We start from the raw sequence: 19,821 nt of genomic DNA, 5'->3' as shown, positions 1-19,821 counted from the left end.
CTCCCTGAAACAGGTGATGATGCGTCTATGGCAGCTATGGCTCTCGGAGGAATCCTTGCGGCAGCTGGACTTGGTTTGGCAGGAAAACGCAAAAAAGAAGACTAAATAGTGATTAGGTACACATCTAATTGAGTTAGTTAGACTATTTCAGTTTTCGAAAGAGAGATTCATCCCGAAAGGGGTGGGTCTTTTTGATTTGTAATGAGAGGATTTTGGTAGCTGATATGTCTTGATGAGAGCTTTTTAAATTTTGGTAAAATTAGAAGTCAAAATTTTGGGAAGATTTATATCCTTTATCATAAAAAAGAGTTATTTTGAATTCTCAAGCAATTATTTCAACTAAAGAAATGTTTAAGGCAATATATACAATACTGATGGATTAGATAATTCTTCGTATTTTAGTAGACTTCATTACTTATTATATTTAGATGAAGTTAAGGTTATCCCTAATCCCACTTAAATCTAAGACTGATTAGTGTTTACAGTTAAAATTAGATAGTTAACATCAAAAAATAGGGAGAATAGTTAGGAAAAGAAATAGATCTTTATAAATAAATAGAAAATATCGGGTAAAAACATGGTGGATTCCGTATTTTTATAAGACTAACTTTGGTAATTTATAATATAAGAAGAGTTAAAAATGATAATAGGGAAGTCTTACTTTTAAAGGGTTTTTACGTTTAAAAGTTGTTTCAATCCTTACTTCTATTTGAAATTTACTTATTTAAGAAAGCCAATTATTAGAAAAATGAACGTTAAAAGTGAATTCAAGATGGCTTTTAAAGAAGAAAATTAATATCAAAATATTAGAAAAAACGATTTTATGATAAATAACAGTAAGCGTTTTAAACGCTTATAATACAAGTGTTTTAACGTAAGACTGCTTTTTGTAAGAGTTTGGATTTAACAATTGTCAGATAACTAAAGTTTTTTTAGAAAAGATAGATTAATCACTTGACTCTAAATTGTCAGAATGTTAGAATGAGAATGAATCATGGATATGAGGGGAATTAACTTGTAGTCATGTATCTATAACTAACTATTTTTTTAAGAGGGAGACTTAAACATGAAAGACATTTTCAATAGACGTCAACGATTTTCATTGCGTAAATATTCGTTTGGTGTCGCTTCAGTCTTGCTAGGAACGGCACTCTTTGCCGCTCATACTGCACAGGCCGATGAAGTAACAGCGCCTGACGCTTCTTCATCAAACCCTGATTCATCAGTTGAGGGGGAAAGTTCATCAAACCTGATTGAGACATCTACAGCATCTACAGCTCAAGCAGATCCTACTGCAGCTGTATCTTCAACTGAGGCAACTGCGTCAACATTTAACTTGACGCCAGAAGCTTCAACAACAGATAAGGCTGCCGCAGGGACAACTGACAAACAAGCTACAGAAACTGCAAAATCTCAAGCTGCTAAACCAGCTTCGGAAGCAGCAAAACCAACTGAAAAGGCTGCTACAGAAACAGCTAAGCCAGCTACAGCAGCATCAACAAATGCAGCTAGCAACAAGGTTGAAACAACAGCTTCAGCGACAGCCGCTGCAGCAACTCCAGCTGCAACAGCGGCTAATCGTACTGCAGCAACAGCAGCTCCAGTAGCTGAAGAAACAGCAGCAGCCGAAACTGCGGCAGCAACTACAAGTCTTAACACACGTGGTTCTGCGCGTTTTTATTCTGTAGGATCAGCAGCAGTTCGTAGTGCAACGCTTGACCGTGCAGCAACTGATTTGACGAATGCTGGCGCTTTGGCAACAAGAAGCAGCCGTCGTAATCGTCGTGCCGCTACAGACCACAATAACGAGCCGGTTGCTGTAGCAACTTTCCTAAAAGACGGTGAAGTTGCTACACCTGAGATGACGGATCCAAATGGTGCAAGTGTTCGTTCACAAACAGTACCATCAGGATATGCTGCTAAAGAAGGCGATGTCTACACCTATAGTATCGTAGACCTAACCCGCTTCAATGAACGTTACAATACAAGCTACTATGTACGTGCTTACAAGAGATTTGATGCTTCAACAGATACGACTGTTGAATTGATCAACAAAAATACTGGTGCTGTAGTTGAAACAAGAACAATTACTGCGTCTAGTGGTATTCAAAAATTCACGACTACTCAATCTGCTTCTAAAGGTGAATTAACTTTCCAAGTAGATTATGATAAAGGTTTAGGAGCTGGACCTGGTAAAACGGACCAACCATTTATTCAATTTGGTTATGAAGTTGGGGCAAGTATCCAAGCTTTAGTAGCTCCAGGACATAACCTTACTACTGAAGAACAAAAATTATATGATGCAGTTTATGCTGCTCGTACATCAACAGATATTATCAACGTTGTAGAACCAGCATATAACGGTCGTACGATTACAGATACTAATGCCAAGATTCCAGTATCAGTTAATAAAACAACTTACTATAAAGTAGTTGATAAAAACAATCCAACATTTAAGGCGAATAAAACTGATGTAACTGTTCAAGATTATAAAGCAAATGGTAATGAAGTAGACTTAGCTTCATACACTCTTAAAGCTATGGAAGGTCAAAACTTCACAGCATCTGGAGAGCGCCAATTTGATGGATACAAACTTTATCAAGCAGCTGAAGCAAATGATCAGTCAGGATATGTGAGTCGTCCTTATACTGTTGGAACGAAATTCATGGACGCTGAGCGTGCAGGAATTAAACGTATTAAAGAAATCGTGGGTGAAGATGGAACTGTAGTTGTTCGTGTTTATCTTCTAGATCCAAAACAACAAAGCAAGCGTTCTGATGGTACATTGAGCACTGATGGCTACATGTTGCTAGCAGAAACGAAACCAATTAAACCAGGTGATTACAACAAACAAGAATTAGCTGTTAAGAAATCACCTCTTAATACAATTGCTTTCACTGATAGTAAAGGTGTAACCTATGCAAATGGTAAAGAAGTTCCATTTGACTTCCAAAAAGCTGCTGGATATACACCATATAAAACTGTATTCGTACCATTCTTAGGAGACAATATTGGTCACCTTTCTCCAAATGAACAATTGGTTCGTGGAGTAAATGGTATCGGTACCAACGTTGACTTGCTTAACTCTTTGACACCGTATAAACAACCTGTTTATTACTATGTCAAACAAGAACCTGTAACAGTTACACCAGAAGTTGAAAAACAATTGGAAGGACGTGTACTTGTTGATGGTGAATTCAGCTTCAAGATTAAAGAAGTCAATGAAAACAAATCACTTCCGTCATATGAAGAAACTGTTACTAATAAAAACGGTAAAGCTACATTTAGTAACTTAACTTTCAATAAAGTTGGTACTTACATCTACACAATCACTGAGGTTAAAGGGGCAGATACAAACGTCGATTACGATGGTATGACAGTTAAGATGACTGTTACTGTAACTGAAAACTCTAAAGGTGATTTGCAAGCTTCTGTTAAATACAGTGGTACTGGTGGATTTGCTTCAAGTGCAGATGATAAAGTCTTCAACAACTACGTTGTAGCTCCAGTTAAAACTAAGTTTGACTTTAGCAAGGCTCTCGCAGGTCGTGAGTTGAAAGCCGGTGAATTTAGCTTCGTATTGAAAGATTCAACTGGTAAAGTTCTTCAAACTAAGAAAAATACTAAAGAAGGTGTTGTAGCCTTTGATGATTTGACCTTTGACAATACTCAAGTTGGTACTCACAAGTACACTGTAGAAGAAGTTATCCCAGAAAACAAAGAAGCTGGTATGACTTACGATACAATGAAGGCTGAAGTAACAATCACTGTTACTAAGGAAGGTCACGTTCTTAAAGCAACAAATACTCTTCCAGCAGATACAGAGTTCAACAATACATTCACACCAGGTGCGATTAAAGTTAACCTTGAATTTGATAAATCACTTTCAAACGGTACTTTGAACGCAGGTGACTTTAGCTTCACATTGACTGGTGATAACAATGTTAACGAAACTGTAACTAACAAAGCTAACGGTAAGATTAACTTCAGCGAATTGTCATTCGACCGTGAAGGTGTCTACAACTACACTGTTAAAGAAGTGAAGGGCAACAATGCCGATGTAGACTACGATGAAATGACTATCGCAGTTAAAGTAACAGTTACTAAAGATGCCGCTACAGGTCTTTTGGTTGCTAAGACTGAAATGACTTCAACAGGTGGTGAAGCAACTGGTACTGATGACAAGATCTTCAACAACCACGTTGTAGCTCCTGTAACTGCACAATTTGACTTCAGCAAAGCTCTTGCAGGTCGTGACTTGAAAGCTGGCGAATTTAGCTTTGTATTGAAAGACAAAGATGGTAAAGTCCTTCAAACAAAACAAAATGATGCCAACGGTAAAGTTAAATTTGACGCATTGACATTTACAAATGCTCAAGTTGGTGACCACAAGTACACTGTAGAAGAAGTTCAAGGAACTGAAGCAGGTATGACTTATGACCCAATGAAAGCTAACGTAACAGTTACTGTTACTAAGTCAGGTCATGCGCTTACTGCTGTTGCAACTCTTCCAACTGATAAAGAGTTCAACAATACCTTCACATCAGCTCCTACTCAAGCTCAATTCAAGTTCACTAAACGTCTTGAAGGTAAAGCACTTGAAGCAGATGCCTTCACATTCGAATTGCTTGAAAATGGCAATGTAATCCAAACTAAGAAAAATGCAGCAGACGGTTCAATCACTTTTGATGCTATTGAATACAGCGCTGAAGGTGAACACACTTACACTGTGCGTGAAAAAGCTGGTAACGATACAAATATCGATTACGATACTATGAACGCAGTAGTGAAAGTTAAAGTTACTAAAGATGCCGCTACAGGTCTCTTGAGTACTGCAGTTACAATGCCTGAAGACACTGAGTTCAACAACTATGTAGTTGCTCCAGTTGTAACTAAGTTCGACTTTACTAAGAAATTGGCAGGTCGTGAACTTAAAGCAGGTGAATTCAGCTTCGTATTGAAAGATTCTACAGGTGCAGTAGTTGAAACAGTTAAAAATGATGCTGCTGGTAATGTTTCATTCTCTAACTTGTCATTCGACAACACTAAAGTAGGTACTCATACTTATAAAGTAGAAGAAGTTATCCCAGCCAACAAAGAGTTTGGTATGACTTACGATAAGATGAAAGCTACTGTTACAGTTGAAGTTGCTAAGAACGGTCACACATTGACTACTGTTACAAACGTTACATCAACTGGTGGTGTAGACGCAAATGGTAATGCAACTGACGGTACTGCAGATAAAGAATTCAACAACAAAGTCACTCCTCCAGAAACTCCTGAATTCCAACCAGAAAAATTTGTCGTTTCTAAAGAGAAATATGACATTACTGGTGACAAGTTGATGGATGACGACGATGATGTACCTGGTAACGAGTACACAGCAACAAATGCAAATCCATATGTTGATGGTGTTAAAAACAACGAACCAGAAAACTTGAATACTAAGACTGTTGAACGCGGTTCTAAATTGGTATACCAAGTATGGCTTGATACTACTAAATTCACAGAAGCTAACAACATCCAATACGTTGGTGTATCTGATAAATACGATGCAGAAAAATTGGACGTTAACGCTGCTGACATCAAAGCATACGATTCAGTAACTGGTGCAGACGTGACTGCTAAATTCGACATCAAAGTTGAAAATGGCACAATCACTGCAACTTCTAAAGATGAATTTATCAAAGATAAAGTAAACAACCCTGTTATCGATACTACTAAATTCGCATTTGGACGTTACTATAAATTTGATATCCCAGCAACTGTTAAAGAATCTGTTAAAGCTGGTGCTGATATTGAAAATACAGCCAACCAAACAGTTCACGTTTACAACCCAGTAAGCAAGACAGTTGAAAAACCTGAAAAACCAACACAAAAACGTGTTAACAGCGTTCCAGTTCCAGTGGAAATGAACTTCACAAAACGTTTGGAAGGTCGTGAACTTCAAGCTAACGAATTCGAATTTGTATTGAAGAAAGACGGCGTTGAAGTTGAACGCGTGAAGAACGACGCTGCTGGTAAGATTGTCTTCAAGACTCTTAAATTTGGTCGCGATGATCTTGGTAAGACTTACAACTACACAGTAGAAGAAACTCCTGGTACAGATACAACTGTCAAATACGACACAATGGTTGCTACTGTTAAAGTTGTGGTTTCACACGACGGTACAGCTAAAGCAATCGTTGCTAACGTGACAGATGCAGCTGATAAAGAGTTCAACAACCGTGTCACACCTCCAGAAGAACCTAAGTTCCAACCAGAGAAATACGTTGTTTCTGAAGAGAAATTCGATATCACTGGTGACAAGCTCGTTGATGACGATAAAGAGTTGGCAGACAAGTACGCAGATACAAATGCGAACCCATACGCTGACGATGCCTCAAACAACGAAGCACAAAACATCAATACTAAGACTGTTAAACGTGGCGATAAGTTGGTTTACCAAGTATGGTTGGATACAACTAAATTCGACGCAGCTAACAAGGACAACATCCAATCAGTAGGAATCTCAGATGACTACGATGAAACTAAATTGGAGCTTGACGCTACTAAGATCAAAGCTTACGATTCAGTAACAGGTGATGATGTTACAGCTAAATTCGATATCACTGTTAACAACGGTGTGATTACTGCAACACTTAAAGATGGCTTCACTAAGTCACTTGGCGACGCAGAAAACACACAAGTTATCGACACAACTAAATTTGCTTTCGGACGTTACTACAAGTTCGACATCCCAACAACAGTTAAAGCTGATGTTCCTGGTGGTGCAGATATTGAAAATACTGCGGCTCAAGTAGTTAACTACTACAACCCAACAACTAAGAAAGTTGAAAAACCAACTAAACCAACTGAAAAACGTGTTAACAACGTTCCAGTTGAAGTGGAATTCAACTTCACTAAACGTTTGGAAGGTCGTGAGCTTAAAGCCAACGAATTCAGCTTCGTACTTAAAGATTCAGAAGGTAAGACTCTTGAAACTGTAAGCAACGATGCGGCTGGTAACGTTAAGTTCTCTAAACTTGAGTTCAAGAAAGGTCAAGAAGGCGTACACAACTACACAGTAGAAGAAGTTAAAGGCTCAGACGCAACCGTTACATACGATACAATGAAAGCGAATGTAACAGTCACAGTTAAACATGATGGAACAGCTAAAGTTCTTATCGCGACTGTAGGCGACATTGCGGATAAAGAATTTAACAACCGTGTAACACCTCCAGAAGAACCTAAGTTCCAACCAGAGAAATACGTATTGAATACAGCGAAATTCTCTATCACTGATAACAAGCTTCTCGATGATGATGCAGAGTTGACTGATAAATATGGTGAAACAAATACCGATCCATATGTAGATAAAGCTGATAACAACGAAGCAGAAAACATCAATACTAAGTCTGTTAAACGCGGCGAAAAGATCTACTATCAAGTATGGTTGGATACAACTAAATTTGACGCAGCTAACAAAGACAACGTTCAAACTGTAGGAATCACTGATGACTACGATGAAACTAAGGTTGATGTAGATGGTTCAGCAATCAAGGCTTACGATTCAGTAACTGGAGCTGATGTCACAGATAAATTTGACATTAATGTTGAAAATGGTGTGATGACTGCAACTCTTAAAGCTGGCTTCACTAAGTCACTTGGCGACGCAGAAAATACTCAAATCATTGATACAACTAAATTTGAATTTGGACGTTACTACAAGTTTGATATTCCAGCAACTGTTAAGAACGATGTTCCTGGCGGTGCAGATATCGAAAATACTGCTGCCCAAGTTGTTAACTACTACAACCCAGTAAGCAAGACAGTTGAAAAACCAAACAAACCAACTGAAAAACGTGTTAACAACGTTCCAGTTGAAGTGGAATTCAACTTCACTAAACGTTTGGAAGGCCGTGAGCTTAAAGCTAACGAATTCAGCTTCGTTCTTAAAGATTCAGAAGGTAAGACTCTTGAAACTGTAAGCAATGATGCTTCAGGTAACGTTAAGTTCTCTAAACTTGAGTTCAAGAAAGGCCAAGAAGGCGTACACAACTACACCGTAGAAGAAGTTAAAGGCTCAGACGCAACCGTTACATACGACACAATGAAAGCGAATGTAACAGTTACAGTTAAACACGATGGAACAGCTAAAGTACTTATCGCGACTGTTGGCGACATTGCGGATAAAGAATTTAACAACCGTGTAACTCCTCCGGAAGAACCTAAGTTCCAACCAGAGAAATACGTTGTTTCTAAAGAAAAATTCGATATCACTGGTGACAAACTCGTTGATGATGATAAAGAGTTGGCAGACAAGTACGCAGACACAAATGCGAACCCATACGCTGACGATGCATCAAATAACGAAAAAGAAAACTTGAACACTAAGACTGTGAAACGTGGCGACAAGTTGGTTTACCAAGTATGGTTGGATACAACTAAATTCGATGCAGCTAACAAGGACAACATCCAATCAGTAGGAATCTCAGATGACTACGATGAAGCTAAATTGGAGCTTGATGCTACTAAGATCAAAGCTTACGATTCAGTAACAGGTGATGATGTTACAGCTAAATTCGATATCACTGTTAACAACGGTGTGATCACTGCAACCCTTAAAGATGGCTTCACTAAGTCACTTGGCGATGCAGAAAACACTCAAGTTATCGACACAACTAAATTCGCCTTCGGACGTTACTACAAGTTCGACATCCCAACAACAGTTAAAGCTGATGTACCTGGTGGTTCAGACATCGAAAATACAGCGGCTCAAGTAGTTAACTATTACAACCCAACAACTAAGAAAGTTGAAAAACCAAATAAACCAACTGAAAAACGTGTTAACAACGTTCCAGTTGAAGTGGAATTCAACTTCACTAAACGTTTGGAAGGTCGTGAGCTTAAAGCTAACGAATTCAGCTTCGTTCTTAAAGATTCAGAAGGTAAGACTCTTGAAACTGTAAGCAATGATGCTTCAGGTAACGTTAAGTTCTCTAAACTTGAATTCAAGAAAGGCCAAGAAGGCGTACACAACTACACAGTAGAAGAAGTTAAAGGAAGCGACGCAACCGTTACATACGATACAATGAAAGCGAATGTAACAGTCACAGTTAAACACGATGGTACAGCTAAAGTTCTTATCGCGACTGTAGGCGAAATTGCGGACAAAGAATTTAACAACCGTGTCACACCTCCAGAAGAACCTAAGTTCCAACCAGAGAAATACGTAGTTGGAGAAGCTAAGTTCGACGTAACAGGTACAAAACTCGTTGATGATGACAAAGAGTTGGCAGACAAGTACGCAGATACAAATGCGAACCCATACGCGGACGATGCTTCAAACAACGAAGCTGAAAACTTGAATACTAAGTCTGTTAAACGTGGTCAAACTATCTACTATCAAGTATGGTTGGATACAACTAAATTTGATGCAAACAACAAGGATAATATCCAAACTGTTGGTATCACAGATGACTTCGATGAAACTAAGTTGAATGTGGATGCATCAGCTATCAAGGCTTACGATTCAGTTTCTGGTGCTGATGTTACAGATAAATTCGATATCTCAATCGAAAATGGTGTAATCACAGCTAACCTTAAAGCAGGCTTCACTAAGTCACTTGGCGATGCGGAAAACACTCAAGTTATCGACACAACTAAATTCGCCTTCGGACGTTACTACAAGTTCGACATCCCAACAACAGTGAAAGCTGATGTACCTGGTGGTGTGGATATTGAAAATACTGCGGCTCAAGTAGTTAACTACTACAACCCAACAACTAAGAAAGTTGAAAAACCAAACAAACCAACTGAAAAACGTGTTAACAACGTACCAGTTGAAGTGGAATTCAACTTCACTAAACGTTTGGAAGGCCGTGAGCTTAAAGCTAACGAATTCAGCTTCGTCCTTAAAGATTCAGAAGGTAAGACTCTTGAAACTGTAAGCAATGATGCATCTGGTAACGTTAAGTTCAAAGCTCTTGAATTCAAGAAGGGTCAAGAAGGCGTACACAACTACACAGTAGAAGAAGTTAAAGGAACAGATGCAACCGTTACATACGACACAATGAAAGCGAATGTAACAGTCACAGTTAAACACGATGGTACTGCTAAAGTTCTTATCGCGACTGTAGGCGACATTGCGGATAAAGAATTTAACAACCGTGTAACTCCACCAGAAGAACCTAAGTTCCAACCAGAGAAATACGTTCTTAGCAAAGATAATGGTAAGTTTGATATCACTGGCACTAAGCTTCTTGATGATGATGCAGAGTTGACAGATAAGTACGCAGAAACAAATGCGAACCCTTATGCTGATAAAGCTGATAACAACGAAGCAGAAAACATCAATACTAAAGCTGTTAAACGTGGCGACACTATTAACTACCAAGTATGGCTTGATACAAATCAATTTGATGCAAACAACAAGGATAACATCCAAACTGTTGGTATCACTGATGATTATGATGAAGCTAAATTGGAAGTTAAGCAATCAGATATCAAGGCTTACGATGGTAAGACTGGTGCTGATGTTACTGACAAGTTCGACATCTCTATCGCTAACGGCGTGATTACTGCTAACCTTAAAGCTGGCTTCACTAAGTCACTTGGCGATGCAGAAAACACTCAAATTATCGATACTACTAAGTTCGAATTTGGACGTTACTACAAGTTTGTCATCCCAGCTAAGGTTACTGACGGTGCTTACGATGGTGCTGAAATTGAAAATACAGCAGCTCAAGTTGTAAACTACTACAACCCAACTACTAAGACTGTTGAAAAACCAAACAAACCAACTGAAAAACGTGTTAACAACGTTCCAACTGCTATCGAGTTGATCTTCGGTAAGACACTTAATGGTCGTCAATTGAAAGATAAGGAATTTAACTTTGTCTTGAAAGACGAAGCAGGAAAAGTTCTTGAAACTGTTCAGAATGATGCTAAAGGCAAAGTAACTTTCTCTACTATTAATTATGGAAGAGACGATTTTGGTAAGACCTTTAACTACACTGTAGAAGAAGTTAAAGGAACTGATACAACAGTTACTTATGACAATATGAAAGTCAACGTTACTGTTAAAGTTATTAAACCTTCAGCAGATAATCAATTATCAACAGTTATCTCTTATGCTACAGTTGGTGGAAATACTTATGAATCAGATGACAGAATTTTCGATAACAACGTAACTCCTAACTTCAAACCAGAGAAATACGTTGTTTCAGAACCAAGCTTCGACATCATTGGTAACAAACTTGCTGATGACGATGATTCAGCAGATAAAGTTGAAATCCAAAACTTGAATGGTAAGACCCTCAAACGTGGTCAAAAGATCTACTATCAAGTATGGCTTGATACTCGTGATTTCACTGCAGAAAGCAACCTTCAAACAGTTGGTATCACAGATAACTACGAAGAAGCTAAGCTCGATATCGACGCTTCTGAAATCAAGGTTTACGATGGTATCACTGGTAAGGATGTTACAGACAAGTTCGATATTAAAGTTGAAAATGGTGTTCTCTATGGTACATCTAAAGCAAGCTTGACTAAAGCTATTAGTGCAACAGATGCTACTCCAGTCATCGATACAACTAAATTCGAGTTTGGTCGTTACTATAAATTTGATATCCCAGCTGTTGTTAAAGACATTGATGCTAACGACGGTGTAGATATTGAAAATACAGCTAACCAAACAATTCACCAGTACAACCCATTCAATAAGAAAGTTACAACTCCTGAAAAACCAACTCAAACACGTGAAAACAACGTTCCAGTTCCACTCGAGTTCGACTATACTAAACGACTTGAAGGACGTGAGTTGACTGCAGGTGAGTTCAGCTTCGTATTGAAAGATCAAAACAACAAGGTTCTTCAAACAGTAACCAACGATAAAGATGGTCACATCAAGTTTGAAAAACTCTTGTTCAGCAAAGCAGATCTTGGTAAGACATTCACTTACACTGTGGAAGAAGTACCAGGTAAAGATAATACTGTATCTTACGATGGAATGGTAGCTAAAGTAACTGTTGAAGTTACTAAAGAAGGTAAAGTTCTTAAGACTGTTGCTAACTACTCTGCAAATGGCGGTAACGCTTCTGGCGCTAACGACAAAGAGTTCAACAACAAAGTTCGCCCACCAGAAACACCTAAGTTCCAACCAGAAAAATATGTTGTGAACAAAGAAAAATTTGACATCACTGGTAACAAGCTTGTTGATGATGATAAAGAGTTGAAAGATAAGTACGCAGAAACAAATGCGAACCCTTACGCTGATGACGCATCAAACAACGAAGCTGAAAACATGAATACTAAGACTGTCAAAGCTGGTGATAAACTTGTTTACCAAGTATGGCTTGATACAACTAAATTCGACGCTAACAACAAGGATTACATCCAAACGGTTGGTATCTCTGATGACTACGATGAAACTAAATTGGATCTTGATGCTTCAGCTATTAAAGCTTACGATTCAGTAACAGGCGAAGATGTAACAGCTAAATTCGACATCAAAGTTGAAAATGGTATGATTACTGCTAACCTTAAAGATGGCTTCACTAAGTCACTTGGAGACGATGCAAATACTCAAATCATCGACACAACTAAGTTTGCCTTTGGCCGTTACTATAAATTCGATATCCCAACCACTGTTAAAGACTCTGTTCCTGGTGGTGTAGATATTGAAAATACAGCTGGACAAGTAGTTCACTTCTACAACCCAACAACTAAGAAAGTTGAAACACCTAAGGTACCAACTGAAAAACGTGTTAACAGTGTTCCAGTTGAAGTCGGATTCAACTTCACTAAACGTTTGGAAGGTCGTGAGCTTAAAGCTAACGAATTCACATTCGAGTTGAAGAATGAAGCAGGTAAAGTTGTTGAAACTGTTAAGAATGATGCAGCTGGTAACGTTAAATTCTCTAAACTTGAATTCAAGAAAGGCCAAGATGGCGTTCACAAGTACACAGTAGAAGAAGTCAAAGGAACTGATGCAACTGTTACATACGATACAATGAAAGCGAATGTAACAATCACTGTTTCTCATGATGGTACTGCTAAAGCTCTTGTAGCGACTGTTGGTGAAATTGCTGATAAAGAATTCAACAATGCTGTTCGTCCACCAGAAAAACCTAAGTTCCAACCAGAAAAATATGTTGTTTCTGAAGCGAAATTTGACGTAACAGGTACTAAACTCGTTGATGATGATAAAGAATTGGCTAATAAGGTTGCAGATACAAATACCAACCCTTACGCTGATGATGCATCAAACAACGAATTGGAAAACTTGAATACTAAGTCAGTTAAACCTGGTCAAAAACTTTACTACCAAGTATGGCTTGATACAACTCAATTTGACGCTAACAACAAGGATCATATCCAAACTGTTGGTATCACTGATGACTACGATGAAACTAAGTTGGATGTTGATGCATCAGCAATCAAGGCTTACGATTCAGTATCAGGTGCGGATGTAACTTCTAAGTTCGACATTAAGGTTGAAAATGGTGTTGTTACAGCTAACCTTAAAGATGGCTTCACTAAGTCACTTGGCGATGCTGAAAATACTCAAGTTATTGACACTACTAAGTTCGAGTTTGGTCGCTACTATAAATTTGATATTCCTGCAACAGTGAAAGCAGACGTCGCTGGCGGTGTTGACATTGAAAATACAGCTTCACAAATCGTTCACCAATACGACCCAACTAAGAAATCTGTTGAAAAACCAGAAAAACCAACAGAAAAACGTGTAGTTAACATCCCAGTTGAAGTTGAATTTAACTTCACTAAGAAACTTGAAGGTCGTGAACTTAAAGCCAACGAATTCAGCTTCGTTCTTAAAGATAAAGATGGAAACATCCTTCAAACAGTTAAGAACGACGCTGCAGGTAACGTTAAATTTGCTGCTCTTGAATTCAAGAAAGGCCAAGAAGGTACTCACAACTACACTGTAGAAGAAGTTAAAGGTACTGACGGAACTGTTTCTTACGATTCAATGAAAGCTCTTGTTACTGTTGAAGTATCACATGATGGTAAAGCGAAAGCTCTTATCACTAAAGTGAACGACCCAGCAGACAAAGAATTTAACAACACTGTTCGTCCACCAGAAAAACCTAAGTTCCAACCAGAGAAATACGTTGTTTCTAAAGAGAAATTCGATATCACTGGTATGAAACTTGTTGACGATGATGCTGAGTTGAAAGATAAAGTAGGCGATACTAACAAGGATCCTTACGCTGACAGCACAGCTAACAACGAAGCTGAAAATATCAATACTAAGACACTCAAGAAAGGTGATAAGTTTGTCTACCAAGTATGGCTCGACACAACTAACTTCACTGACGCTCACAATATCCAATCTGTAGGTGTTACAGATAAATATGACAGCGAAAACTTGACTGTTAACGTTAAAGATATTAAAGCATACGACTCTGTAACAGGAGAAGATGTGACAGCTAAGTTCGATATCCAAATCGTTGACGGTGTGATTACTGCAACATCTAAAGCTGACCTTACTAAGTCACTTGGCGATGCAGAAAACACACAAGTGATCGATACTGCCAAATTGGCATTCGGACGCTACTACAAGTTCGATATTCCTGCAACTATCAAAGGCACTGCTAAAGATGGTGTAGACATCGAAAATACTGCGTCACAAATCGTTCACCAATACGACCCAACTAAGAAATCTGTTGAAAAACCAGAAAAACCAACAGAAAAACGTGTAGTCAATATCCCAACTAAGGTTGAGTTTGAATTCACTAAGAAACTTGAAGGTCGTGAACTTAAACCTGGTGAGTTTAGCTTCGTACTTAAAGATAGCAAGGGTAATGTGATCGAAACTGTAAGCAATGATGCTAACGGTAAGATCAAGTTCTCAGCTCTTGAGTACAAACGTGGTGAAGAAGGTACTCACGTCTACACAGTAGAAGAAGTACAAGGTAACGATGCAACTGTTGCCTACGATAAGATGGTAGCTACAGTCGTTGTTTCAGTAACTAAAGACGGTAAAGTCTTGACAGTAACTTCTCAATTGCCAGAAGATACTGAGTTCAACAACACTGTTATCCCACCAAATACACCACCAACAACTCCACCAACTACACCTCCTACTACACCACCAACGCCTCCAACTCCTCCAACACCAGTGGTTCCACCAGTGACACCACCAACTACACCAGAAGCTCCTAAAGGACCAGCTCTCCCTGAAACAGGTGATGATGCGTCTATGGCAGCTATGGCTCTCGGAGGAATCCTTGCGGCAGCTGGACTTGGTTTAGCAGGAAAACGCAAAAAAGAAGACTAAAATAGTTAATAGGTTAAATCCCTCAACATAGTTAGTTAGACTATTTCAGTTTTCGAAAAAGAGACTTATCCCGAAAGGGGTGGGTCTTTTTTGTGTTATGTTCAAAGTGATGAATACAGGCTTTCTAAGGTTAATAAAATTTTTTAAACCAAATCTCAAACCTTTGATATGCTTGTTAAGTATATTGGCATCTTCTATTTTTGTAATCGAATACTGCGCTTCTAAAACATTTTTTGTATTGTTTGTGTTTAAGAAAAGTCCTTAAGTATGTTTGAAATTAATGATTGACCTTGCTTCAAGTTTTCTCTATCAGCTCAAAGAACCTATCTACTCTCTTCTCCTGAAAGTGAAATAGTAAGAGTTGGTAAAGATTATAGTAGTCGCTGAGTTCCTCTGAGAAATTCAGTGTCTTTTCAATGACTTTATGTGGTTATAAAGTTTGACGGAAGGTCTTTGAGTAAAAAGGGGTGAGAGATAACTTACGGCTGTCCTTTTGGAAGAGTCGTCAATGATTTTTTAAGGCTCGATAGGGTCGTGATTTTTTGATAAAATGATTCATAATCACAATTCTAGTCTTAAAAATACCTGCTTTATAATCTCTATAGTAGTTTTATCTATTACAGACATCATAGAGCAATTTTTTAATTATTCAGTCAAAAACAAAGTTCTATGGAAAGATAAACCATTAAAAATACTGACATATTTTCAATCTAATTACATTAATAAATCTAAAAAAATGTATATTTACACTTGATCTTAGTTAAATTATGAGTGTATCTATAAATGTTGAAAGTGTAAAAGGTAAGAATCATTCTATGATTCGAAAATTGTAAGACTTTTACAAAGTAATATATATTGATATTGTAAGATGTTATAAATACTTTAAATACAATTATTGATTTATGCTTTGAATTATATATGTAAAGTTGTATAGGTTCTGTATAAAAAGAAGGTGTTAGAAAATAAATACTTTGAAAAGAATAATGCTTAAGTTATTTTAAAAAAAGAGAGAAAACTAATTTTATGATAGTAAAATATTGATTCAATTTTAATTTTATGATATATTTTTCGTTAGGGAAATTCATTTTATATTATTTTTAGAAGAGATAAGAGTAATCAAAATCTAATGATTACTTGTCTAGGAGGAAATATGGGTAAAGATATCTTTAGTAAGAAGAGTCGTTTCTCGATTCGTAAATTGAATATTGGAGTCTGCTCGGTCTTGCTTGGTACTTTGATCATGATTGGTCACACAGCTCAAGCGGATGAAACGACATCTGATGGAGCAACAGTTGCAGCTACAGCTGTAAGTGCAAGTCAAGGTGAAGGAGTTCCGGCCGCAACTTCGCCAAGCACAGCATCAGAAAGTGTCTCAACTACTACGGTAACACCAGCTGTCACTGAAACAGTCGCAGCGACATCAGTTGAGCCTACAAGTTCAGCGCCGGCAAATTCAGTAGCGACATCAACAAGTCCAGTAGTTGCTTCAGAAGTTACAGGCTCAGCAAATGTATCAACCGCAAAACCAGCAACTGCATCTGAGGCATCTCGTTCAGTCACAGCTTCTACAACACCATCAACTACAGCAAGCTCAGAGAGCGCTATCACAAATAATATTAGTGCGTCAGAAACTGCAAATGCGCCTCGTGTACGTAGTCGTCGAAGTATCGCACAAGGAGCAACACGTTCAGCATCAACTGCAACACGTGCGTCAGATGGTGCACAAAACCTTGATTATTCTAACAAAGAAAATGCTCAAGATTACGTACAGATTAGCTACGAAGTAGACAAGGCTAATAACGTTCTTCATTGGACTGTTCTTGATAATCCTGGTCGAAAAGCGAATGCCGCTAGTGGTTATGTTTACTTTACTATCCCTAAAGATTCTGTTGGCGCACCAACGAACTGGCAAGTTGTTCAAACTGACAAAAATGGAAAAGTAGTCAATACGCGTAATTACTGGAAGGATAATGATGGATCATACTTGATGGGTCAAAATGGTAGAATGGATACCTATACAGGCTCTGAAATGACTCAACGTTTGACCCAACTTTACAAAGATATAAAAAATCCAGCAATTCAAGGAAATGAAGCAGCGGTAGCGGCTCAAACAGCAGAACGTTCACAAGCTTTGTATACGATGACAGCGGATAATAATGCCATTCGTAATGTTATGTGGACGATTACATTTGATACACCGATCGTAGATAAATCTAAGCCACTTGACTATGTTGCAGGTATGCAAGGAACAGGAGTTATTGGCGGAAGAACGAATATTATGACTGGTTATGCGGATAACTTCATTGATAATGAAAGTTCAAAATTCCAAGCAGTAGCAGTCAAAGAAAAGTATACTGCAAAAGTTGGTGGAAGTTTTGATGCTACTCCGGCTAATTATGTAACCAATAAAGCTGGAACACCAGAATTCCCAAATAACTATCGTGGTGCAACAACATTTGCATGGAAAGACGGCCAAGCTCCAACTGCTACACAAGCAGGTACTTATACAAAAACCGTAGTGGTTACTTACCCAGCTCATTATAATCAGGCCCCACAAGAAGTGACAGTTACTTTTGAAGTTCAGGGTGAAACACCAAAACCAGTTGCACCAGCAAGTCAGGTTCCAGAAATTACTTCAAATCTTAATGGTAAAGCAAGTACACCAGCTGATGTGACTGTAAATGCAACAGCAGGCTCAACTGTAAAACTTTATAATAATGATGGCGTTGTGATCGGTGAAGCAGTAGCAAACGACCAAGGTGTAGCCACTGTTCACCCTACAAACAGCCTTCCAGAAGGAGAAATTACAGCTACCTCAACACCAGCAGGTGGAAGTGAGTCAGCTAAGAGTGCACCGATTACAGTTACAAAAACACAGTTGACCTATGTAGGTGGAGGAGTTAGTGGTGATAACTACACTCAACTTTTGGTTACCGAGTCACATCTTACAGTTTACCCAGGTGATCCTGTCAATGTAACAATTCAAGCAGCAGGATCACCGTCAGTTGAAAAATTTTGGATTCCTAATAATCCTTATTTGGCAAAAGGACTAGCATATACGAATGATTCTAATGGTGGTTTCCTGGATACAGCTGGCTCAAATACTTATAGACAGCGTAAGGCATACTATCGTGGTAATGTTGATATGACGCAGCCTGCAGGTAGTTCCACTGCTACCTATGCTGTTAGAAATAAAAATGGTAAAGTAGTAACGAGAAATCTTACAATTACCGTTCTTGAGACAGCTAAGAAGTATGAGCCAACTCCTGGAGGAGCAAAAGTAGAAGTTGCTGATCCTAATAATATAAGTGCAACTGAGAAGGCAGCTATTGAAAAAACGGTTGGAGACGCGAATACTGCGCTTCCACAAGGAACAACATACGTTGCGGATGAAAAGGGTAATGTTACTATTACTTATCCTGATAAATCAGTAGATAAAATTGCTGCGGCATACTTAGTTACACCTGCAAAAGACACCACAGCTCCAGATAAACCAGTAGTGAATACAGATCTTACAGGAAAGGCTGGAACTAAGACTCCGGTTGAGGTGACTGCAGAAAAAGGCTCAACTGTTGCCCTTTACGATAAAGATAACAACAAGATCGGTGAAGCAACAGCGGGAGAAAATGGTAAAGCAACCATTACACCAACAGTTGATATTCCAGCAGGAAATGTAACAGCTAAAGCAACAGATGCAGCGGGTAACACATCAGTTGCAAGTGATCCTAAAGTAGCGACAGATACAACAGCGCCAGCGAAACCAGTAGTGAATACAGACCTAACAGGTAAAGCAGGCACTAAGCCATCAGTAGAAGTGAGCGCAGAACCAGGCTCAACCGTTGCCCTTTACGATAAAGATGGCAACAAGATTGGTGAAGGAACGGCTGCTAGCAATGGTAAAGTAACCATTACCCCAACTGTTGATATTCCAGCAGGAAATGTAACAGCCAAAGCGACAGATGCAGCGGGTAACACCTCAGACGCAAGTGATCCAAAAGTAGCAACAGATACAACAGCTCCAGCGAAACCAGTAGTGAATACAGACCTTACAGGTAAAGCCGGAACTAAGCCATCAGTAGAAGTAACTGCAGAACCAGGTTCAACTGTTGCTCTTTACGATAAAGATGGTAACAAGATTGGTGAAGGAACGGCTGCTAGCAATGGTAAAGTAACCATCACACCAACCGTTGCTATTCCAGAAGGTAATGTAACAGCTAAAGCGACTGACCCATCAGGAAACACCTCAGACGCAAGTGATCCAAAAGTAGCAACCGACACCACAGCGCCAGCGAAACCAGTAGTGAATACAGACCTCACAGGTAAAGCAGGTACTAAGCCATCAGTAGAAGTAACTGCAGAACCAGGCTCAACTGTTGCTCTTTACGATAAAGACGGCAACAAGATTGGTGAAGCGACAGCAGGCGCAAATGGTAAAGCAACCATTACGCCAACAGTTGATATTCCAGCAGGAAATGTAACAGCCAAAGCGACAGATCCATCAGGAAATACATCAGACGCAAGTGATCCTAAAGTGG

General features: G+C 38.7%; 3 protein-coding genes and 1 pseudogene. 3 read left to right on the top strand and 1 reads right to left on the bottom strand.

Translation table 11 applies throughout. From position 1 onward, the window contains the following. The coding region (locus H7T99_RS09720) for an LPXTG cell wall anchor domain-containing protein (RefSeq protein WP_155124250.1) at nucleotides 1-105 on the top strand (105 nt) is incomplete at its 5' end. Nucleotides 106-1,066: 961 nt separating this feature from the next. Then, entirely contained in the window at nucleotides 1,067-15,286 is a 14,220-nt protein-coding gene (locus H7T99_RS09715) for an SspB-related isopeptide-forming adhesin (RefSeq protein ID WP_037601912.1), read from the top strand. 45 nt (nucleotides 15,287-15,331) lie between these two features. On the opposite strand, the pseudogene H7T99_RS09710 reads toward H7T99_RS09715, so the two are convergent. After that, nucleotides 15,332-15,863, bottom strand: a pseudogene (locus H7T99_RS09710) (transposase); the annotation flags it as partial. A gap of 573 nt (nucleotides 15,864-16,436) precedes the next feature. On the opposite strand from H7T99_RS09710, the gene H7T99_RS09705 reads away from it, so the two are divergent. Continuing rightward, the coding region (locus H7T99_RS09705; protein WP_201035988.1) for an Ig-like domain-containing protein at nucleotides 16,437-19,821 on the top strand (3,385 nt) is incomplete at its 3' end.

Origin of the sequence: Streptococcus sp. 17.1, from assembly GCF_016648655.1 — a bacterium.
Lineage (GTDB): Bacteria > Bacillota > Bacilli > Lactobacillales > Streptococcaceae > Streptococcus > Streptococcus salivarius_E.
Note: the sequence above shows the minus strand (reverse complement) of the source record. Positions and strands in the feature narration are given on the sequence as shown.

Coding starts and splice junctions, on each gene's coding strand:
- H7T99_RS09715 (WP_037601912.1), top strand. CDS start 1,067: ATGAAAGACATTTTCAATAGACGTCAACGATTTTCATTGCGTAAATAT.